Raw genomic sequence first — 19,408 nt, 5'->3', positions numbered from 1 at the left:
CGTCCTTTGTGAGAGTCGTATCCATCGGCCAAAGGACAGGATAGGTTTGTCCACGATAGATTTGAAGAACACAGTCGATCAACAGGAGACCAACGTGTCAGAACCACGCACAGTCCTCGTCACCGGCGGCAACCGTGGAATCGGTCGCACCATCGCCGAGGAATTCCTCGCCCAGGGGGACAAGGTGGCAGTCACCTCCCGCAACGGTCAGGCCCCGGAGGGAGCGCTGGCCGTGGCCGCCGATGTCACCGACAGCGAATCGATCGATCGGGCGTTCACCGAGATCGAGGAGAAGCTCGGTCCCGTCGAGGTCGTCGTGGCCAATGCCGGAATCACCGCCGACAATCTGCTCATGCGGATGAACGATGACGAATTCGAGTCCGTCATCAACACGAACCTTACCGGTGCCTTCCGCACCGTCAAGCGCGGAATCACCGGGATGATCCGCGCGAAGAAGGGCCGCATCGTCCTCATCTCCTCGGTGTCGGGTCTCTACGGCGTGCCCGGTCAGGCGAACTACTCGGCCTCGAAGGCCGGTCTCGTCGGCTTCGCCCGCTCCATCACCCGTGAGGTCGGCTCCCGCGGAATCACCGCCAATGTCGTCGCCCCGGGCTTCATCCGCACGGATATGACCGATGAGCTCAGCGAGAAGCAGCGATCAGAGTACCTCGCCACCATCCCGGCGAAGCGATTCGCCGAACCCGGTGAGGTCGCCAAGGTCGTCCGTTGGATGGCCTCCGATGAAGCCGCTTACATCTCCGGTGCCGTCATCCCCGTCGACGGCGGACTGGGCATGGGCCACTGACTCAGACGGCGCTGGGCCGGTCACAACCGGATCCTGGGCCGCAGACGATGCGGCCCCGCCGGGCCGCAGCCCGTAGACTTCGATACAGAGACACCGCCCGAAGCGGCGTCATGCACACGCAACCACCTTCCTTTCGAAAGGACCACCATGGGAATTCTTGACGGAAAGCGCATTCTCGTCACCGGCGTGCTCACCGAGGCGTCGATCGCCTTCGCAGCTGCTCGCATCGCACAGGAGCAGGGAGCCGAGGTCATTCTCTCGAGCTTCGGCCGCCAGATGAAGATCACTCAGGTGATCGCCGAACGCCTGCCCGAGACTCCGCAGGTCATCGAACTCGACGCCACGAACGAAGAGGACCTCGCGGCCCTGCCCGAGCGCCTCGGCGGCAACATCGACGGAATCGTCCACGCCATCGCCTTCGCTCCGAAGGACGCCCTCGGCGGAGTCTTCCTCGACACCCCGTGGGACTCCGTGTCCGCGGCCATCCACGTCTCCGCCTACTCGCTCAAGGCCATCGCCGTGGCCGCGAAGCCCGTGCTCAACAAGGGCGCCGGAATCGTCGGACTGACCTTCGACGCGACCATCTCCTGGCCGGTCTACGACTGGATGGGTGTGGCCAAGGCCGCCTTCGAATCGACCGCCCGCTACCTCGCCAAGTACGTCGGCGAAGACGGCGTGCGCGTCAACCTCGTCTCCGCGGGACCGCTGAAGACCACCGCCGCAACCTCCATCCCCGGCTTCGGCACGCTCGAAGACATGTGGGGCGACCGCGCACCCCTGGGCTGGGACCAGAAGGACACCACTCCTGCCGGCAAGGCCATCGTCGCCCTGCTCTCCGACTGGTTCCCCGCCACCACCGGCGAGATGATCCACGTCGACGGCGGATTCCACTCCACCGGCGCCTGAGACCACTCATGCCTGTGCTCATCCTCGCCCGCCACGCCAAGGCGGAAGCGCACGGTCCGACCGACTTCGAACGGTCACTGGATGCGAAGGGTCTGGCTCAAGCGGTCGAGGCGGGAGCCGAGATCGCCGAGCGCTGGTCACCCGATGTGGCCATCGCCTCGGCGGCCAGGCGCACCGTGCAGACCGGACAGGCCGTCGTCGAAGCCGTCAACCGCGCTCATGGAGGAACCCTCGACGAACCGGGTGACCTGACCCTGCGCGAGGATCCCTCGCTGTATTCCGGGTCCGTCGACGACTGGTTGGATGCGATCAACTCGATTCCCGCGGATGCGCAGTGCGCGTATATCGTGGGCCATCAGCCGACCGTCGCCGAGGTGGTGGGCCACCTCAATCCGGAAGGCGGGGTTCCCGATACCTTCCGTCCCTCGTCGATCGCGGTCTTCGACCTCGAGAGCTGGGACGTGGAGCCGGGACACTACCCGGCCCCGCAGATCCGGGTCTTCCACGGAGTCTGAACGCACCGTCTGACCGACGCGATCTGTCGACAAGACGCCTGTGGCGCTGACGAAACATTCGTCAGCGCCACAGGCGTCTTCGGTCAGTCAGCGTTCAATGGCGCCGGTGCCACACCCTGGGAGGGATCGCTCACACGTCTGCACGCGCAGCGACCAGGTCGATGACGGCTCGCAGGTCGCGTGTCTCCACGGACGCGTCCGCTGCGGCGACGAGCGCCGGTTTCGCACAGAAGGCGATTCCGAGACCGGCGGCTTCGACCATGCCGATGTCATTGGCGCCGTCACCGATCGCCACCGAGGCGGCACGATCGTATCCGCCGGCAGCGAGCAGATCCTCGAAGATCTCGGCCTTGGCGCTCGGGTCGATGACACGGCCGTTCGTCCGCCCGGTCAGCAGCCCGTCATGGATATCGAGTCCGTTGGCGAAGACGTCGGTGATGCCCAGCTGTGCGGCGACGGGAGCGATGATGGCGGTGAAGCCGCCCGACACCAGAGCCACCTGGCCACCCGAGGAGTGCACTGCCGCGACCAGGTCGGCGGCTCCCTCGGTGAGGGTGATCTGCTCTCGCACCTCATCGAGCACGGTCTCCGGCAGCCCGCTCAGCAGGGCGACCCGTTCGGCCAGGGATTCGGCGAAGTCGAGCTCTCCGGCCATGGCGCGTTCGGTGATGTCGGCGACCTTGTCTCCGACCCCGGCATGGGCGGCGATGAGGTCGATGACCTCTTCGTTGATGAACGTCGAGTCGACGTCCATGACGAGCAGTTGGACGGGGATCTGGGAGGCGGTGGCCTGAGGCGTCTCATTCACCCCTTCATCGTAGCCACTGCCATGATGTAGTCCGCGGCGGCGGGGTGCAGCTGAGACAGCAGCGCACCGAACTCTGGCGGGGCGACGGTCGCAGGTGCGAGCACGGTGCGCATCCGGTGGTGGATGTCGAGGGCGGCGTAGATCGCTCGGGAATCCGCCTCAGTGGGGATGAGCCGGGAGATCGGGTGCATCGTCGACAGCTCCTCTTGCCAGTCACGCCACGGCCCCTGCCGCCAGTCCTCGGGAACGTCGATGGTCTCGACGAGGCGTAAGCCCTCCATCACCAGCAGGCGCAGACGCCGCAGCGCCTCGGGGGCGGACCCGACCGTGACGGGGCGGAAGACGGTGGGCGCACAGGCGATGATCTCCACATTCGCCTCGGCGCCGATGAGGGCGATCGCCGCCTGCTCATCGCCGCGATGGAGGACGACGGGGGCGGTGTGGCGTCCGACCTTCGTCCGGGCGGTGCGATCGACCGGGGGAGTCGTATGCGGCAGAGACGGGTGGTGCAGCGCCAAGCGCGCATGGGTGATTCCCGAGGCGGCCGCCTCAGCGATGAAGAGCAGCAGACCGGTGGGAACGACCGAGTCGAAGACCTCATCGGAGACGATGAGAGGAACATCACGATCATCGTCGAGGAACGCAGAGGTCACCTCGTCAGGGGGCAGGGTCGAGCGCAGACGGTGGTTGAGGGCCAGGGTCAGCAGCAGTGAGTCGGTCGTGAGGTCCATGTCGAACCAGGATAGACGGCTCGTCTGCGATAGAGTCTGAAGATATGAGTGAAGTCCTGAATCTGGATTCTGTGTCCGTGCGCCGGGGGACGAATTTCCTCCTCGACGATTTCTCGCTGACCGTCGCCGAAGGCGAGCACTGGGCAGTGCTCGGACCCAATGGTGCGGGCAAGACGACCCTGCTCGAAATCGCGGCCGGTCGCATGCATCCGACGACGGGTACGGTCAACATCCTCGAGGAGCAGCTCGGCCGCGTCGATGTGTTCGAGCTGCGCCCGCGCATCGGTTATGCCTCGACGATTCTGGCCAACCGCATTCCGAGTTCCGAAGCGGTCCTCGACACCGTGCTCACCGCCGCCTACGGCGTCACCGGACGTTGGGTGGAGGAGTACGAGCAGGACGATATCGAGCGTGCCCGCGATCTGCTGGCCGCGTTCCACATCACTCACTTGGCCGATCGCACCTTCGGTACGCTGTCCGAGGGCGAGCGCAAGCGTGTGCAGATCGCGCGTGCGCTCATGACCGACCCGGAGCTTCTGCTGCTCGACGAGCCGGCGTCCGGACTCGACTTCGGCGGGCGTGAGGAGCTGCTCGGCGCACTCTCGGAGATCCTCTCGTCGAAGTGGGCGCCGGCCACGATCATGGTCACCCACCACGTCGAGGAGATCCCGGAGGGCATCACTCATGTGCTGCTGCTGTCCGAGGGCACCGATCTGGCCGCAGGTCCGATCGAGGAGACCCTGACGGCGGAGAACCTCGCGGCGACCTTCGGCATCGACGTCAAGCTCACCCGGGACGGTCAGCGCTACCACGCACGTTCCGCCCTCTGAGCATGGAGTTCCTGGCGAACCTGAGCCTCGAACCGTGGCAGATCGGCCTTGTCATCGTCGCCGGAATCGCGGCAGGAGGCATCAACGCCGTCGTCGGCTCCGGAACGCTCATCACCTTCCCGGCGCTCGTCGCCTTCGGAGTGCCGCCGGTGGTGTCGACGATGAGCAACGCTGTCGGTCTCATCCCCGGCAATATCGCCTCCTCGTTCGGATACCGTGAAGAGCTGCGAGGGCAGTGGAAACGGATTCTCGGATACGTTCCCGCCTCTCTGCTCGGGTCGCTGACCGGTGCGTATCTGCTGCTGCACCTGCCCGAGGATGCTTTCGAGACGATCGTGCCGGTCCTCCTCGTCGTGGCCTTGATCATGGTGGTCGGGCAGCCGTACCTCTCCCGCTACCTGAAGAACCGGTCCCTGCGCCGGGCCGAGGCCGCCGGCGTCGAGCATCGGGCCGCCAAGGCGGGGGATCGCCTGTCCACGGGCCGGTACATCGCCGTGCTCATCGTCGTCTTCCTCACCGCGATCTACGGCGGCTACTTCGCCGCCGCCCAGGGCATCATCCTCATCGCCCTGCTCGGTCTGCTGCTGCCCGATGATCTGCAGCGACTCAACGGGCTGAAGAACGTCCTCGTCCTCGTCGTCAATACGGTCTCGGCAAGCACGTACATCATCGTCGGCCACGACCGGATCAACTGGATCGCCGTTGTCTGCATCGCCATCGGCTCACTCATCGGCGGGTACTTCGGTGCCCGAATCGGGCGGAAGTTCTCGCCCGTGCTGCTGCGCGCCGTCATCGTGGCCCTCGGACTCGTCGCGATCTGGAGGATCCTCACGCTGTGAACGGAATTCCGCTGTGAACGGGAGCACGCTGTGAACGGGAGCACGCTGTGAACACTCCGGCCAAGGCACCCATGACCCGCCAGCAGGTCATCGATCGGTCCGCTGAGCTCGGGATCGCCGTCGAGCGTCTGCGCTTCTTCGACGAGGCGGACCTGACTTCTGGGAGCCAGGGCGATGATTCCGGCGATGCCCTGCACGGGCGCCTCGAGGGCATGCGCGACTACACGCAGCTGACCGATGTCGCCCTGCGCAGCGTCCGTGAACCCGCCGAGGGGCTGTTCATCGCCGAATCCTCGAAGATCATCCGCCGCGCTCATGCAGCCGGCCTCTCGCCTCGGTCGTTCCTCACCAGCCCGAAATGGCTGTTCGACCTGGCCGACATCATCGCTGAGAGCGATGTGCCGATCTTCATCGGCACGGATGCCGCTGTGGAGTCCCTGACCGGATTCCACCTCCACCGAGGAGCTCTGGCCGCCATGGGCCGCCCCGCTCCGTCTCCGGTCTCCTCCTTGATCGCCGATGCCAGGCGACTCGTCGTCATCGAAGACATCGTCGACCATACGAACGTCGGCGCCATCTTCCGTTCTGCGGCCGCATTCGGCGTCGATGCCGTGCTCGTGACCCCACGCTGTGCCGATCCGCTCTATCGCCGGTCGATCCGTGTGTCCATGGGCACGGTGTTCCAGGTGCCGTGGACGCGCATCGACCCGTGGCCTGCCGGAATCTCTGCCCTGCACGACGCCGGCTTCCACGTGGCTGCCCTGGCACTCGACGATGATTCTGTGGGGCTGCGCGACTTCGCCGCCTCGGCACCGGAGCGCACCGCAGTCGTCTTCGGCACTGAAGGCGAAGGACTCAGGCGATCGACGATCGCCGCCTGTGACTCGACCGTGATGATCCCCATGAGCGGGGGAGTGGACTCCCTCAACGTCGCGGCCGCCTCGGCGGTCACCTGCTTCGCCCTGCAGGACGAGTGAGTCGTGTCAGTGGCGCACTTTGACGTTTGATTATGAGCAATTCGATTGAGCTGTATCCGACCGCTGACGGTGACACCGCGCTCGAGGTGCGCACTGATTCCGATACCGTTTGGGTGACACGGCATCAGCTTTCGCATCTGTTCGGACGTGATGTGAAGACGATCGGCAAACATATCAACAACGCTCTGCGGGAGGAACTCGACGGTGAGCCAACTGTCGCAAAATTTGCGACAGTTCAAAAAGAGGGCGCCCGAACAGTCACACGTATGGTTGAGCACTACAGCCTCGACATGGTCCTGTCGGTGGGATTTCGAGTGAAGTCGTCGGAAGGAGTGCGATTTCGCCGTGGGGCAAACGATGAACTTCATCGCTATGCGATCGAAGGAGCCGCCGTCAACCAACGGCGGTTGTCAGAATTGGGAAAGATTGTCAGCGTGCTGACGAGGTCGCAGGACGAATTGGTTGCGGGGTTGCCGACGTACTGTCAACGTACCTGCCAAGTCTCACCATGCTCAGAGATTATGACGAAGGAAACTTGTCGTCGAAATCGAGCTCCGTGCCTGGATGGGAATTGACCCTGGAAGAAGCACGCAGGGTCATCGGCGGACTGTCATTGGCATTTCCCGACGATAAATTGCTGGGGAGGGAACGAGGCGATGCTCTAGGGGCTGTCATCGGGGCGATCTATCAGGGGTTCGGAGACCACGAACTCTATCCGACTGCCGAAGAGAAGACCACCCCCTCTCCGACGGCAACAAGCGCAGCGCCGCGGCGCTGTTCGTCACCTTCCTTGACCGCAACGGCGCGCTGATCGACCCCGATGGCAACAGGCGAGTCGACAACAATGCGCTGGCAGCGATGACGCTGCTGGTCGCGATGAGTGAACCTTCCGAGAAGGATCTGATGATCGCGCTCATCATCCGTATGATCGTCTCGGAAAGACAGTGATCATTCCCGCAGTCATGACGGAGAGGACCCCAGTGGACCGCAGCACCCTAGCCCTTGCTCTTGAAATCGGACGGATCACCGGGGAGGTCGCCACCCCGAGAGAGAACAACCTCTCGCACATCCACCGGTTCCTCGACCAGGAACGCCAATTCGACTTCGGCGTCGAACTCACCCGCGACTGGGACTACGACTCAGTGTTCGCGCTCATGGTCGAACGCTGCGGTCTGCGGCCCGATCCCGAGTTCGTCGAAGGCGTGGACACGATCTCCACCGAAGGCTGCATCGACGCTCTGGAGAAGCTCGCCGAGGCGGTCGGCGAGGTCGCGCACGCCCGAGGCCGGATCCTCTTCGCCACCGGCCACCCCGCAGGGCTTCTGCCCGTGCATATGGCAATTGCCGCCGCAGCAAAGGACGCCGGCGCCGTTATCGACACCCGTGATCACTTCATCCCAGTCCCGGAGATCGGCGGGGACGTCCGACAGATCAACAATGTGTGGACCTGGCACCAGCATGGCGGCAGCCCGCACACCCACCTGGCCGAACCGATGCATGCGCTGCTCAACGACTTCGCCGCCCGCGGCGGGTCGGCCCCGGACCTCGTTGTGGCCGATCATGGTTGGGCTGGTGCTGCCTCGAGCCGGGGACTGCGAACTATCGGCTACGCCGACTGCAACGATCCCGCCCTTTTCGTCGCCGAGGCGCAGGGGCAGATCGAAGCGACCATCCCGCTCGATGACGACGTCGTGCCGAACCTCTACGCCCCGCTCATCGACTTCGTCATCGAACGAGCGGGACTGAACTGACGAGCCGCATCTGACTGACGGACGGCGCGGGACCGAGCGCCACGGTCAGCCGATTTCGTTCGCGAGATCCTCGATCACCTCGGCGCCGGGCAGGGACGCGAGCGCGGAGCCGGAGAGGAGCAGCTTGGAGCCGCGGATACCGGAACCGATGATGAGTTCGTCGGACTCGGCGACACGGGAGTCGATGAGCACACGATAATTCTCCGGCAGGCCGATCGGTCCGATACCGCCGTACTCCATCCCGGATTCGCTCACGGCGCGCTCGAGCGGCAGGAACGAGGCCTTGCGGACATCGAGGAGCTTCTTGACCCGCTTGTTGACATCGGCGCGGGTGTTCGCCAGCACCATGCAGGCGGCGATCCGCTCCTCGCCACTCCGGGAACCGGCGACGAGAACGCAGTTCGCCGAGGTGGCCGGAGGCAGATCCGTGGCATCGAGGAGAGCAGCGGTATCGGCGATCTGCGGATCGATATCGAAGACGTCGACATCGCCGGAGACCGTGGACAAGGCGGCGGCCGTCGATTCGGCCATGAGTTCGGTGGCGGTGGCGGCGGGTCGGAGAGTGAACTGAGTGGAGAGGCGTTCCTTCGTGGTCATGGCCACAGTTTAGGAGATCCGTGTCGAATCGCTTTGTCCGGGCCCATCAGTTAGAATCGATTGTCGCTCCGTGTCCGGTTCCTACGGTTCGGAGCGTGTCCAGCAGACGAATTCGGGCACTGGCAGATGAGTTCAACTCATATCAGGCGCCTGAAAGAATTCAGCAGAGGTAAGAAAATGAAGAAGGACATCCACCCGGAATACGCGCCGATCGTGTTCAACGATCTGGCTTCCGGCACCAAGTTCCTCACCCGCTCCACCGCTAAGAGCGAGAAGACCATCGAGTGGGAAGACGGCAACACCTACCCCGTGATCGACGTCGAGATCTCGTCCGCTTCGCACCCGTTCTACACGGGCAAGCAGCGCATCCTCGACTCCGCCGGCCGCGTGGAGAAGTTCAAGGATCGCTACAAGGGCTTCGGCAAGCGCTGATCTCGGGCGTTTCCAACAGCTTCATACAGATCGCCCCGCACACCGAAATGGTGTGCGGGGCGATCTGCTGTCTGCAGGTCGACTGACTCTGATGCGATGTCCCGACCGCGACTGGCTGCGTCCCCGCGGGGACGCAGCCGAAGCGCCGATGATCAGTCGACGGTGACTGAGACCTCGGAGGAGGGGCTCACCCGTGCCGCCGGATGGTAGAGCGAGGCGACGCCGGTGGCATTGTCGAGGCAGTTCGCGATTCCGTGGGCGACCTTCTCCTTGGCGGAGACGACGGCGTCCTTGATGTCGAGACCGGTAGCGATTCCTGCCGCGATCGAGGAGGCGAAGGAGCAGCCTGCGCCGTTGACGAGCTTGTTGTTGACCTTGCGCGAGCGCAGAGTCGTCACGGTCTCACCGTCGAAGAGGATGTCGATGGCATCGTCCCCGGCGAGGCGGGCTCCGCCCTTGACGACGACGTTCTTCGCGCCCTGCCCGTGGATGATCTTCGCAGCCTCGATCATGCCCTCGACGGAGTCGATGGGCTCGACCCCGGCCAAGGTCGCGGCCTCTTCGAGGTTCGGGGTGACGACGGTGGCCAGAGGCACGAGGTTCTCGACGAAGAGATCCTTGAGATCGACCATGGTGCCCGCGCCCTTGCACACGAGCACAGGATCGAAGACGTACGGCAGATCATTGGTCTTCAGCTCTTCGGCGAGGACCAGTGCCGAGTCGACGGAGCCGAGCATTCCGGACTTGATGGCGGTGAACTCGTGCACGGCCAGCGTCGATTCGAGCTGACGGGTGACGACCTCGGGCTCGATGAACTCGAGGACGTGGGCGAATCCGTCATGGGGATCGAAGGTGACGATGCAGGTGACGACGGCAGTGCCGAAGGCCCCGTATTCGTCGAACATCTTCAGATCGGCTTCGAGTCCGGCTCCTCCGGAGACATCGGATCCGGCGACAGTGAGCACCTTTGCGGTCATAGTGGTCCTTTCAGGTAAAGCGTTCGCGAAGAAGTCTACGCGGGTTCAGGCCCCTGCGTAGCCGTGCTGACGCCAGGCTTCGTAGATGGCGATGGATGCCGAATTCGCCAAGTTGAGCGAACGGCGTGCCGGAAGCATCGGAATCCGCACGGTCATATCCACGTGCTTGTCGTTGACGACTTCGTCGGGCAGTCCCGTCGACTCGCGTCCGAAGAGGAGGACATCACCGTCTTGGTAGTCCACCTCGGCGAAGGAATTGTCCGTATGCGTGCTGAACGCGATCACCCGACGTTCGCCGAGGTGGCCCCAGAGTTCGTCGATCGAAGGATGGACGGTGACATGGGCGAGGTCGTGATAGTCGAGACCGGCTCGGCGCAGCTTCGCGTCGGAGAGGTCGAAGCCGAGGGGCTCGACGAGATGCAGATGGGCTCCGGTGACCGCGGCGAGCCGGATGGCGTTTCCGGTGTTGCCGGGGATCTCGGGAGTGTGGAAGACGATGTCGATGTTCATATCACCCTCATCTTCTCACCTCAGAGGCTGGCCTTACGAACGAGGAGGTATCCCTGCCTGGTCGTCTCCGGGAAGCGACCGGTTCGGTCGGGTTCGCGTTCGAGGCGGGTGGCAGGAATGAAGCCGTGCGGTTCGAGCGCGGTGAGCACGTCATCGATCGAGCGGCGGTGGAAGTCGAGATCGACGTCGAAGCCGGCGAGATCGGAGAAGTGATCGACCCGGTCCCCGAGCTGGAACGCCAACTGGAACCAACCGCCCGGACGCAGGGCACGGGCCGCCTCGGCGAAGGTGAGGACAAGCTCATCGTCTGGGACGTGGATCGTCGAATACCAGGCGACGAGACCGGAGAAGGACTCATCGGCATAAGGCAGGGCGGTCATCGACCCGATGTCGAACTGATGCGCCGGATAGAGGCCCTGCGCGAGTTCGATCATGGCAGGGGAGAGGTCGAGTCCACGCGGTTCGAGTCCGAGGGCGGCGAGGAATGTGGTGATGCGACCGGGCCCGCAGCCCAGGTCGAGGACCTCCGTCGAGCCGGTGCCGAGGACGAGCTCGGAGAAGGCCCCGAGGACGGCGCGGTCATGCGGTTTGGCGGTGAGCTCATCGGCGACCCATTCCGTGTAGGTCCGGGCGATCGCATCATAGGAATCACGCGTGGCCGCTTCGCGGAACGAAGTGCCGTTTGTGCCGTCGGTCATGACGCCACCCTACCCTGACGCACTGACGCGAGCGCGTCGGCGGGAGCAGGTTGCGGTGGCTTCGGCAGGTGTGCAGCCATCACCAGCAGAAACGAAAACGAATCGAAGATGACCAATGAATAATCAGTTCAGCTTGTATTAGAGGAAATTCTCGTGTCAGTGCCGAGTTCTAGAGTGGGAGCACGGTCGGTGGTCATGGGGGCTGCGGGGCCGAACGGCACGAGGAGCGAAGCCATGCACAACGAAGATCAGGTCGATCCGTGGGGCGAGGACATGGAATGGGAAAGACGTGTGAGGGAAGCGGCCGTGGCCTCGGCAAGCCAGAGCGGAATTCCGTCCGCTCAGGCATGGGCAGGCTCGGGCCCGAGGGGCAAGGGACAGCAGACCACGGCTCGGTGGGATGAGGCAGGAGCGAGTTCGGCTGCACAGGAATCGACCCGACCGCGCGCAGCCGAGACCGCGGAGCTCGAGGGGTTGAGCGTCGATCCGAAGGACTATGGAGGGGCTGACGCCGATGCGGACCCCAGCACCCTCACCTGTGAGCAGATCGTGACGGATATCCGGCGCAACATCTCATGCATCTCCTTCTGCCATGCCCGCGTCATCACCCTCATCGACGAGGTCGAGAGACGGGGATTGTGGGCGGAATGGGTCGGTGTGAAGACCCTGACCGAGTGGGTGATGCATGTGGCGTCGGTGAGCATGCACACGGCTCGCGAGTATGTGCGCGTGATGAAGGCTCTGCGGGAGATGCCGAAGGTGAAGAAGAGTCTGGCGGGCGGTGATGTCAGCTTCTCAAAGGTGAGGGAAGTGACCCGACTGGGGGAGCGGATCGGCGACGATGAGGCGCTGCGTCTGGCCACCCTCGCCACCGGCAGCCAGATCAGTCGGATCTCGCAGAACTACCAGCAGCTGGCCGACAAGATCGACAACGGCCCGTTCCCTCTGTACCTGGCTCAGGACAGTGTGAGCATGCGTCAGGTGGCACCCGATCGGACCCGGATCACGATCGAACTCGAGGAAGACGACGCCGCAGAGATCGCCGCGATGCTCGACGCCGCCCGCCAGGTTCTCGAACGTCCCGTCCATGACGGCGGTTCTGATGAGGAGGGGGCTGCGGGCGAGGGCGGCAAAGCGGACGAGGCTCCTTATGAGCCGGTCTCCCAGGTCATGTGCCTGATGGAGATCATCCACGCCTTCCCTCGTGCCGAGCCCACGGGTTCGATCGACGCCGATCGTGCCCGACTGCTCGTTCATGCCTCCGCAGAGGTGATCACCCGCAGCGGCGCCACGATGGAAGCCGCGCCCGCGTTCAAGCCCCCTCTGCTCAGCATCCCCGCAAGGCCGGCGACCGCCGTCTGCGTCCCCGCGGGGACGGAAAGCGAACCGGACCATCCGGCAGGAGTCGAGGGAAGCGTCCCCGCGGGGACGCCGAGCGGAGGCGCGGATACGACCTGCCGGATCGAAGGGTTCGGCGGCATCACTGCGGCGACGGCGGAGCGCCTGAGCTGTGAGGCGCTGATCAGCGGGGCGATCAAGGATGCCGGAGGTGACGTCCTCATGCTCGGGCGCTCGAAGCGTCTGGTGAGCAGGCGACAGCGAATGGCACTGAGCGTGCGTGATGTCTGCTGCCAATTCCCCGGCTGCCGTGCCCGCAGGCGATGTGATGCCCACCATATCCGCCCTTGGTTGCAGGGCGGGGGGACCGATATGGACAATCTCATCCTGCTCTGTCGCAGACATTACACCGTGGTACACAAATACCAGCTGCGCATCGAACGCACCGGAGCGGACTTCGCTGGAGCGATGCGCGGTCCCGCCGCCTTTGCCTTCTACTTGCCCGACGGCTCCCAGCTGCTTCCTCTGGAAAGCCGGGTGAGGGGACGGATGATGTTCAACACGGCGGTTCGCGTTGCCAAGGTCAGGCAGATCACGAAAGCGGCCGATCCCGGCACTGTCGGCGGCGGTTACGGCTTTGACCTCGGCCTCTGTATCGCATGGATGTTCGAAGCCGAATGGCGACACGCCCGGGAAAGCAAAGCTGTTGTCTGAATCTTGCCAATTTAGAACACCAGTTCGATAATGGATGTCATGTCAGCAGCACCGGTCATCGAACAGCTCAGTCGGGAGACGGGGATCTCCACGGCTGCGGCACTGTTCGACAAGATCCCACCTCATCCGGTGGATCCTGTGCTCTCTCCGCTGTTCCGTCGCGGCGGTCTGCCGCGTGGGGAACTCGTCACTGTCACCGGTGAGCTGTCGCTGAGCTGCGGCCTGGCGACGATCGCTGCGGCGACCCGGGAGCAGAAGTGGTGTGCCGGCATCGGGCTCGGCGAACCGTCCGTGTCCTCGATCGCCGACCTCGGTGTCGATCTCGACCATTTCGTCAACCTCGCGACCCCTGGTGAGGACTGGCTGCGAGTGGCTTCGATCCTCATCGAATCCTTCGACATCATCCTCGTCGACCCCGGCTTCGCCCCGAGTGCTTCGGAACGGGCCCGACTCCTGGCGAAGATCCGTGAACGACGAATGAGCCTCATCAGCCTCCGACCTCTTTCCGGCAGTACGGAGCAGATCGAGATCACCGACACCCGCTGGTCGGGTGCCGAACACGGTCACGGCCGTCTGCAGTCCTGCCTCGTCCGCGCTCGTTCACAGACGGGAACCCACCGGTTCCTGCTGCCAGGACCGTCAGGAACTCCCGCCAGCGTCCCCGCGGGGACGCTGGAAGTGGTGGCAGACGGCGGAGCGTCCAAGGCCCCGACAACGGATCTGGGCACAGATCCGGCCACGGGCACGGACGACGATCCTCGGTGGTCGACGATCACACAGCTGCGGCAGGTGATCAGCCATGTCGGATGAGTCCGGCCGCACCCTCGTGCTCACTGTTCCCGACTGGCCGGCGGTGGCCGCAGCGGTCGAACACGACATCGCACCGGGCCGCCCTGTCGCGGTCCTCCACGCCGGCAAGGTCATCGCCGCCGATGCTCCGGCCCGTGCCGCCGGAATCACCGCCGGGAACAACAAACGCGCCGTGGGATACCGCTGTCCGGAAGCCCACATCGCGGTCTGGGACGAAGAGGCCGACAACCGACATTTCAGTGCCGGCGTCGGTGCCCTCGACAACCTCGTCGCACGGTTCACCCTGCTCAGCCCGGGAACATTGGCGATCCCTCTCGACTCGCTCAGACACGGCTACGCCGACGAAGCCGATGCGGTCGAGACACTGGTCTCGGCGCTTGTCGATGACACCGGATGGGAGTTCTTCCCCGGGATCGCCGACACCGTCTTCGCCGCGGTCCTCGCCGCCGGACAGGCGCGCCGCGTCGAACCCGGACAGACCGTGGACTTCCTCTCCGCCCAGCCGATCACCACCCTGGAATACGCCGGCGCCGAGGCGACCGCGCTGATCGAGGTCTTCCTGCAGCTGGGGCTGCGCACCCTCGGTGACCTCGCCCGCCTCGCGACCAAAGACGTGAACGCACGCTTCGGCGCCTTCGGTCGGCATCTGCACGACCTGGCCTCCGGGCGGGCAGGAGCCCCGCTCGCCGATCATGTCCGCGGCGAACAGCTCGACGTCGAACTCGACCTCGATGCCCCGACGACCCGCAGCGATACCCTCGGCTTCCTCGCCCGCCAGCTCGGTGCCGACCTGCTGGGCAAGGTGCGCAGACAGGGGTTGGTCTGCACCCAGATCACGATCGAACTCGATGCCGCGGGCGGCCAGTCCTCGTCCCGGACCTGGCGGATCGAGGACATGCAGGAGAATGCGATCGCCGACCGCCTGCGGTGGCAGGCCGAAGGCTGGCTGGCGGGAGTGGGCCGGGGTTCGCCTCCGGGACAGAATCCCCGCACGGCACAGCCTGACCCGCAGGAACTCGACATCGTCGACGAGCCGGCACCCGACGCCGAGGACTTCTCCGAGGATGGCATCATCGCGCTGCGCCTCATCGCGGCCGAACTGACCACCCCGATCGGTGCCACACGCAGCCTGTTCGACGAGAACACCGGGCAGATCACCCATACGCTCGAGCGTCTGCAGGGACTGTTCGGTCCCGATGCCGTCCTGGTTCCGGGCATCCAAGGCGGGTGGGACCCGGCAGAGACGAACCTGTGGACCCCGTGGCAGCAGGCGGCCGTCCCCGAACGCAGCCCCGCCGCTCCCTGGCCCGGTGCTCTGCACGCACCCCGTCCGACGACCGTCGAACACTCCGCCGTCGACGTGCTCGCCGCGGACGGCTCACCGGTGGAAGCACGCCCCTCGGGTCTGGGTGCGGCCCCGGCGACGATCAGATTCCCCACCGGGCAGACCGAGACCATCACCGACTACTCCGGTTCCTGGCCCATCGAATCCGGATGGTGGGACCCGAACCGAGCCGTCTACCGCACCCGGCTGCAGGTGGTCACCGATGCCGGCCGAGCCCTTCTGCTGAGCAAAGAGCACGGCCAGTGGTACCTCACCGGCCGTTACCGCTGACCGGCAACCTGCCGACCAACGACCCCAACCGAGAGAACGACCCCACTTGAGAGGAGGAGATCCCGATGGGATTCTCGAACCCGCGCACACCGTGGTCGAAGCTGGCCCGCCGCCTCGAGGGCAAGGACATCCCGTCCTCCCCGGCGGACAAACAGCCTGCTGGTGAGAACCCGGCAGGAAGACAGCCTGTCGACAAGCACGCCGACGGCTCCGATGCTCCTGCGTTCTCCCGCCCCGACCGCTACCAAGTCTCGGTCGGCCCCGGCGGTTCGGACGGACGCAGCCGCTATCAGGAGCCGGCAGGCGCCGGCAGCGCTCAGGGGCCGAACCGCGGACCGGGACTGCTGCGGAAGCAGGTCGACTGGGCGGAGCTGCATGTGCACTCCCAGTTCAGCTTCCTCGACGGAGCCTCCGACCCCGAAGAACTCGTCGCCGCCGGCGCCGCCGCCGGGCTGAGCTCCCTGGCGCTGACCGACCACAACGGACTCTACGGTGCCGTCCGCTTCGCCCATGCCGCCGCCGAGGTGGGGCTGGACACCGTGTTCGGCTCCGAACTGTCCATCGGGCTGGCCGAGAAGATCCCCGGACAGACCGACCCCGATGCCACCCACCTGCTCGTCCTCGCCCGCAGCGTCGAGGGCTACCACCAGCTCTCTCAGGTCATCACCGAGGCGAACCTGCGCGGTGAGAAGAACCGTCCGCTCTTCGACCTCGAAGAACTCGCGGCAGAGGACGGAGACTGGATGATCCTCACCGGCTGCCGCAAAGGACCGCTGCGACGAGCGTTGGGCGACGACGACGGCGGACTCAGCGCTCTGCGCGAACTCACCGCACTCTTCGGACCCGACCGGGTCGCCGTCGAACTCAGCCGGGACGGAACCCCGGATGACGACGAGAGGCTGGGCCACCTCGGCGATCTGGCCCAGCGGACGGGCCTGCCGATCATCGCCAGCAATGCCGTCCACTTCGCCACCCGGGCCGAGTGGAAGTCGGCTCAGGTGCGCGCCTCGGTGCGGTCGCGGAAGTCCCTGGACGAACTGGCCGGATGGCTGCCGGCGACGGCGAGCGCACGCATCCACACCGGCCAGGAGATGCTCGCGCGATTCCCGCGGCAGGCTGTGGACAATGCGGTGCGGATCGGTCAGGACTGCTCCTTCGTCCTCTCCTCGGCCCGTCCCGACCTGCCGAAGGCGCCGATGCCCGATGAGACCGAGGGGGAGAAGTATCTGCGTGGCCTCATCGCCGAACGCGGCCGCACCCGCTACGGATCCCGAGCAGAGCACCCGCGGGCTTGGGAGCAGCTGGACCGGGAGATGGACATGATCGCCCAACTGGGCTTCTGCGGCTACTTCCTCATCGTCTTCGACATCACCGAGTTCTGCCGCAATATGGGCATCTTCTGCCAAGGCCGGGGGTCGGCGGCGAACTCCGCGGTCTGCTACGTCCTCGGCATCACCGCCGTCGACGCCGTCAAACACGGACTGCTCTTCGACCGGTTCCTGTCCCCGGACCGCAAGGGGTACCCGGACATCGACATCGACATCGAATCCGGCCGCCGCGAAGAGGTTATCCAATACGTGTACGACCATTTCGGCCGTGACCGGGCCGCCCAGGTCGCCAATGTCATCACCTACCGTGCGAAATCGGCTATCCGGGACGCCGCCTTCAGCCTCGGCTATGCCCCCGGCCAGCAGGATGCGTTCTCGAAGTCGAGCAACCGGTGGTCGAGCCTGCCCGATGCCGAGGACTCACCGGTGCCCGCACCGGTGCTCAAGGTCGCCGAGGATCTGCTCGGCTCACCGCGCCATCTGGGAATCCACTCCGGTGGGATGATCCTGGCCGACCGTGCCATCGGTGAAGTCGTGCCGATCGAGAAGGCGACGATGGGCCACCGCACCGTCGTCCAATGGGACAAGGACGACTGCGCGGCCATGGACCTGGTCAAGTTCGACCTGCTCGGTCTGGGCATGCTCACCGCCCTGCACGAGATGGTCGGACTCGTCCACCGTCATACTGGGGTCCTCATCGACCGGGCGGAGATCGATGACGACGACGAAGCCGTCTACGAGATGCTCTGCCGCGCCGACGCGATCGGGGTCTTCCAAGTCGAATCCCGCGCCCAGCTGGCCACCCTGCCCCGGCTGCGCCCGGAGAAGTTCTACGACTTGGCCGTCCAGGTCGCCCTCATCCGACCGGGGCCGATCCAAGGTGGCTCCGTCCACCCCTATATCCGCCGACGGCAGGGTCTGGATGAGGTCGAATACCTCCACCCGCTGCTCGAGAAGTCCTTGGCCAAGACCTGCGGGGTCCCTCTGTTCCAAGAGCAGCTCATGCAGATGGCCATCGACGTCGGCGGGTTCACCGGTGCCGATGCCGACCGGCTGCGGCAGGCCATGGGCTCCCGTCGGTCGGAGAAGCGGATGGCCGAACTCGCCGAGAAGTTCCGTACCGGAGCCATGGAGCGCGGAGTCGACGCGGAGACCGCCGAGACGATCTTCTCCACCATCGCGGCCTTCGCGAACTATGGGTTCCCCGAATCGCATGCCATCAGCTTCGCGAACCTCGTCTATCAGTCTGCCTGGTTCAAATACCATCACCACGCCGCCTTCACCGCAGGTCTGCTACGCAGCCAGCCGATGGGCTTCTACTCCCCGCAGTCGCTCATCGCCGATGCCCGCCGGCACGGAGTGCCGATCCTGCCCGTCGACATCCGCCGGTCGCAGGCGGCCACGGACCTCGAACGGGTCGCAGAGGCAGGGGGCGGGGGCACCGCCTCAGCGGGAGCGGACAAGGACACGACCGCCTCGGCGGGGGAGCTGGGGATCCGCTTGGGACTGGACACGGTCGCGCATGTCGGCTCCTTCGCCGAGGTGATCGTGACCGAACGCGAGATCGCTCCCTTCGCCTCGGTGGCGGACCTGGCCGAACGCACCGGCATCGGCAAGCAGGCCCTGGAATCGCTGGCCACGGCCGGGGCCCTGTCCGGATTCGACCTCGACCGACGGCAGGCCCTGTGGCTGGCCGGGGGAGTCGCCGGTGCCCATCCGGGGCTGCTGCCGGGAACGGCGAGCGTGGACTCGGCGCCGAGCCTGCCGACCATGGACGCCTTCGATACGACCTTGGCCGAACTCTTCTCCACCGGGATCACCGTCGACGGCTACCCCACGGAGATGATGCGCGAGACGCTGAGCGCCCGCGGATACTCATCGACCGCGGATGCGGCGCGTGCGGCGGACGGAACCCGGATGACGGTGGCCGCGATCGTCACCCACCGGCAGCGCCCGGCCACCGCCTCGGGGATCACCTTCATCAACCTCGAAGACGAATTCGGGATGCTCAACGTCGTAGCCACGGCCGGGCTGATGAAACGCTTCCGCACGGTCGCGACCTCCCGCAACGCCCTCGTCGTCACCGGACTCATCCAGCGCGGGGGAGACGTGGTCAGCCTCTACGCGCACAAACTCGTCCCCCTCGAGGTCCAGCTGCCGACGAAGGCGCGGAACTTCCGGTGAACGTCGGCACTGCCAGATGACAGCTGCACGGCACGGTGTGACG

Annotated in this window: 19 protein-coding genes; 13 read left to right on the top strand and 6 right to left on the bottom strand. The window is 65.4% G+C overall.

Translation table 11 applies throughout. The annotated features are described in order from the left end of the window. Positions 1 to 94: 94 nt before the first annotated feature. The 3 genes from ACOZ9V_RS09740 (at position 95) to ACOZ9V_RS09730 (ending at position 2,226) form a co-directional block, all read left to right on the top strand. Positions 95 to 805, top strand: a complete 711-nt coding sequence (locus ACOZ9V_RS09740; RefSeq protein WP_139908064.1) for a beta-ketoacyl-ACP reductase — start codon at positions 95 to 97, stop codon at positions 803 to 805. 147 nt (positions 806 to 952) lie between these two features. Next, positions 953 to 1,711 carry an enoyl-ACP reductase FabI gene (fabI, locus tag ACOZ9V_RS09735; protein WP_101544266.1) on the top strand — a complete coding sequence of 253 codons (759 nt, stop codon included), beginning with the start codon at positions 953 to 955 and terminating at the stop codon, positions 1,709 to 1,711. 8 nt (positions 1,712 to 1,719) lie between these two features. Next, the gene (locus ACOZ9V_RS09730; protein ID WP_172169584.1) at positions 1,720 to 2,226 is read left to right on the top strand and encodes a SixA phosphatase family protein; all 507 of its coding nucleotides are present in this window, start codon (positions 1,720 to 1,722) and stop codon (positions 2,224 to 2,226) included. A gap of 130 nt (positions 2,227 to 2,356) precedes the next feature. Here the strand turns inward: ACOZ9V_RS09730 and serB are convergent, their stop codons facing one another. After that, positions 2,357 to 3,034, bottom strand: a complete 678-nt coding sequence (serB, locus tag ACOZ9V_RS09725; RefSeq protein WP_139467270.1) for a phosphoserine phosphatase SerB — start codon at positions 3,032 to 3,034, stop codon at positions 2,357 to 2,359. Then, the gene (locus tag ACOZ9V_RS09720; RefSeq protein WP_434589543.1) at positions 3,031 to 3,765 is read right to left on the bottom strand and encodes a hypothetical protein; all 735 of its coding nucleotides are present in this window, start codon (positions 3,763 to 3,765) and stop codon (positions 3,031 to 3,033) included. Before ACOZ9V_RS09720 ends, serB begins: the two co-directional genes overlap by 4 nt. A gap of 44 nt (positions 3,766 to 3,809) precedes the next feature. Between ACOZ9V_RS09720 and ACOZ9V_RS09715 the strand changes: the two genes are divergently transcribed. The 5 genes from ACOZ9V_RS09715 to ACOZ9V_RS09695 all read left to right on the top strand — a co-directional run bounded on the left by ACOZ9V_RS09715 (position 3,810) and on the right by ACOZ9V_RS09695 (position 8,162). Next, entirely contained in the window at positions 3,810 to 4,595 is a 786-nt protein-coding gene (locus ACOZ9V_RS09715) for an ABC transporter ATP-binding protein (protein WP_139908060.1), read from the top strand. Positions 4,596 to 4,597: 2 nt separating this feature from the next. Continuing rightward, positions 4,598 to 5,434, top strand: a complete 837-nt coding sequence (locus ACOZ9V_RS09710; RefSeq protein WP_139467267.1) for a sulfite exporter TauE/SafE family protein — start codon at positions 4,598 to 4,600, stop codon at positions 5,432 to 5,434. Between the two features lie 71 nt (positions 5,435 to 5,505). After that, complete coding sequence (locus tag ACOZ9V_RS09705) at positions 5,506 to 6,411, top strand: TrmH family RNA methyltransferase (protein WP_434589538.1); 906 nt, start codon at positions 5,506 to 5,508, stop codon at positions 6,409 to 6,411. Between the two features lie 32 nt (positions 6,412 to 6,443). Then, positions 6,444 to 6,986, top strand: a complete 543-nt coding sequence (rhuM, locus tag ACOZ9V_RS09700) for a RhuM family protein (protein ID WP_434589535.1) — start codon at positions 6,444 to 6,446, stop codon at positions 6,984 to 6,986. A 405-nt stretch (positions 6,987 to 7,391) separates the two neighbouring features. After that, the gene (locus tag ACOZ9V_RS09695; RefSeq protein ID WP_434589532.1) at positions 7,392 to 8,162 is read left to right on the top strand and encodes a phosphatase; all 771 of its coding nucleotides are present in this window, start codon (positions 7,392 to 7,394) and stop codon (positions 8,160 to 8,162) included. 45 nt (positions 8,163 to 8,207) lie between these two features. On the opposite strand, the gene ACOZ9V_RS09690 is transcribed toward ACOZ9V_RS09695, so the two are convergent. Then, positions 8,208 to 8,759, bottom strand: a complete 552-nt coding sequence (locus ACOZ9V_RS09690) for a YbaK/EbsC family protein (protein ID WP_434589529.1) — start codon at positions 8,757 to 8,759, stop codon at positions 8,208 to 8,210. A gap of 177 nt (positions 8,760 to 8,936) precedes the next feature. On the opposite strand from ACOZ9V_RS09690, the gene ACOZ9V_RS09685 reads away from it, so the two are divergent. Further along, positions 8,937 to 9,191, top strand: a complete 255-nt coding sequence (locus ACOZ9V_RS09685) for a type B 50S ribosomal protein L31 (protein ID WP_101544255.1) — start codon at positions 8,937 to 8,939, stop codon at positions 9,189 to 9,191. Between the two features lie 152 nt (positions 9,192 to 9,343). Here the strand turns inward: ACOZ9V_RS09685 and ACOZ9V_RS09680 are convergent, their stop codons facing one another. Genes ACOZ9V_RS09680 through ACOZ9V_RS09670 form a run of 3 tightly spaced genes read right to left on the bottom strand, consistent with a single transcriptional unit; the run spans position 9,344 to position 11,376 of the window. Next, entirely contained in the window at positions 9,344 to 10,168 is an 825-nt protein-coding gene (locus tag ACOZ9V_RS09680; protein ID WP_139467260.1) for a PfkB family carbohydrate kinase, read from the bottom strand. Between the two features lie 45 nt (positions 10,169 to 10,213). Then, positions 10,214 to 10,678, bottom strand: a complete 465-nt coding sequence (locus tag ACOZ9V_RS09675) for a tRNA (cytidine(34)-2'-O)-methyltransferase (protein ID WP_434589525.1) — start codon at positions 10,676 to 10,678, stop codon at positions 10,214 to 10,216. 20 nt (positions 10,679 to 10,698) lie between these two features. Continuing rightward, positions 10,699 to 11,376, bottom strand: a complete 678-nt coding sequence (locus ACOZ9V_RS09670) for a methyltransferase domain-containing protein (RefSeq protein ID WP_434589522.1) — start codon at positions 11,374 to 11,376, stop codon at positions 10,699 to 10,701. A gap of 234 nt (positions 11,377 to 11,610) precedes the next feature. On the opposite strand from ACOZ9V_RS09670, the gene ACOZ9V_RS09665 reads away from it, so the two are divergent. From ACOZ9V_RS09665 to ACOZ9V_RS09650, 4 genes are all read left to right on the top strand, one after another. Then, positions 11,611 to 13,428, top strand: a complete 1,818-nt coding sequence (locus tag ACOZ9V_RS09665; protein ID WP_434589519.1) for an HNH endonuclease — start codon at positions 11,611 to 11,613, stop codon at positions 13,426 to 13,428. A 39-nt stretch (positions 13,429 to 13,467) separates the two neighbouring features. Then, positions 13,468 to 14,238: a porin gene (locus ACOZ9V_RS09660; protein ID WP_434589516.1), complete on the top strand. Its 771-nt coding sequence runs from the start codon at positions 13,468 to 13,470 to the stop codon at positions 14,236 to 14,238. Then, positions 14,228 to 15,853, top strand: a complete 1,626-nt coding sequence (locus tag ACOZ9V_RS09655; RefSeq protein ID WP_139908055.1) for a Y-family DNA polymerase — start codon at positions 14,228 to 14,230, stop codon at positions 15,851 to 15,853. The genes ACOZ9V_RS09660 and ACOZ9V_RS09655 overlap by 11 nt, the downstream gene beginning before the upstream one ends. A gap of 65 nt (positions 15,854 to 15,918) precedes the next feature. Further along, the gene (locus ACOZ9V_RS09650; RefSeq protein WP_434589512.1) at positions 15,919 to 19,365 is read left to right on the top strand and encodes an error-prone DNA polymerase; all 3,447 of its coding nucleotides are present in this window, start codon (positions 15,919 to 15,921) and stop codon (positions 19,363 to 19,365) included. Positions 19,366 to 19,408: the final 43 nt, after the last annotated feature.

Origin of the sequence: Brevibacterium sp. 1718 (assembly GCF_051131255.1) — a bacterium.
GTDB lineage: Bacteria > Actinomycetota > Actinomycetes > Actinomycetales > Brevibacteriaceae > Brevibacterium > Brevibacterium sediminis.
This window is presented reverse-complemented; position numbering and strand designations above follow the sequence as displayed.

Excerpts from the sequence above, each read along its gene's own strand:
- ACOZ9V_RS09730 (WP_172169584.1), top strand. The coding sequence starts at position 1,720 with ATGCCTGTGCTCATCCTCGCCCGCCACGCCAAGGCGGAAGCGCACGGT.
- ACOZ9V_RS09715 (WP_139908060.1), top strand. The coding sequence starts at position 3,810 with ATGAGTGAAGTCCTGAATCTGGATTCTGTGTCCGTGCGCCGGGGGACG.
- ACOZ9V_RS09710 (WP_139467267.1), top strand. The coding sequence starts at position 4,598 with ATGGAGTTCCTGGCGAACCTGAGCCTCGAACCGTGGCAGATCGGCCTT.
- ACOZ9V_RS09675 (WP_434589525.1), bottom strand. The coding sequence starts at position 10,678 with ATGAACATCGACATCGTCTTCCACACTCCCGAGATCCCCGGCAACACC.
- fabI (WP_101544266.1), top strand. The coding sequence starts at position 953 with ATGGGAATTCTTGACGGAAAGCGCATTCTCGTCACCGGCGTGCTCACC.
- ACOZ9V_RS09690 (WP_434589529.1), bottom strand. The coding sequence starts at position 8,759 with ATGACCACGAAGGAACGCCTCTCCACTCAGTTCACTCTCCGACCCGCC.
- ACOZ9V_RS09685 (WP_101544255.1), top strand. The coding sequence starts at position 8,937 with ATGAAGAAGGACATCCACCCGGAATACGCGCCGATCGTGTTCAACGAT.
- ACOZ9V_RS09720 (WP_434589543.1), bottom strand. The coding sequence starts at position 3,765 with ATGGACCTCACGACCGACTCACTGCTGCTGACCCTGGCCCTCAACCAC.
- ACOZ9V_RS09660 (WP_434589516.1), top strand. The coding sequence starts at position 13,468 with ATGTCAGCAGCACCGGTCATCGAACAGCTCAGTCGGGAGACGGGGATC.
- ACOZ9V_RS09655 (WP_139908055.1), top strand. The coding sequence starts at position 14,228 with ATGTCGGATGAGTCCGGCCGCACCCTCGTGCTCACTGTTCCCGACTGG.
- ACOZ9V_RS09650 (WP_434589512.1), top strand. The coding sequence starts at position 15,919 with ATGGGATTCTCGAACCCGCGCACACCGTGGTCGAAGCTGGCCCGCCGC.
- ACOZ9V_RS09680 (WP_139467260.1), bottom strand. The coding sequence starts at position 10,168 with ATGACCGCAAAGGTGCTCACTGTCGCCGGATCCGATGTCTCCGGAGGA.
- rhuM (WP_434589535.1), top strand. The coding sequence starts at position 6,444 with ATGAGCAATTCGATTGAGCTGTATCCGACCGCTGACGGTGACACCGCG.
- ACOZ9V_RS09665 (WP_434589519.1), top strand. The coding sequence starts at position 11,611 with ATGCACAACGAAGATCAGGTCGATCCGTGGGGCGAGGACATGGAATGG.
- ACOZ9V_RS09670 (WP_434589522.1), bottom strand. The coding sequence starts at position 11,376 with ATGACCGACGGCACAAACGGCACTTCGTTCCGCGAAGCGGCCACGCGT.
- ACOZ9V_RS09705 (WP_434589538.1), top strand. The coding sequence starts at position 5,506 with ATGACCCGCCAGCAGGTCATCGATCGGTCCGCTGAGCTCGGGATCGCC.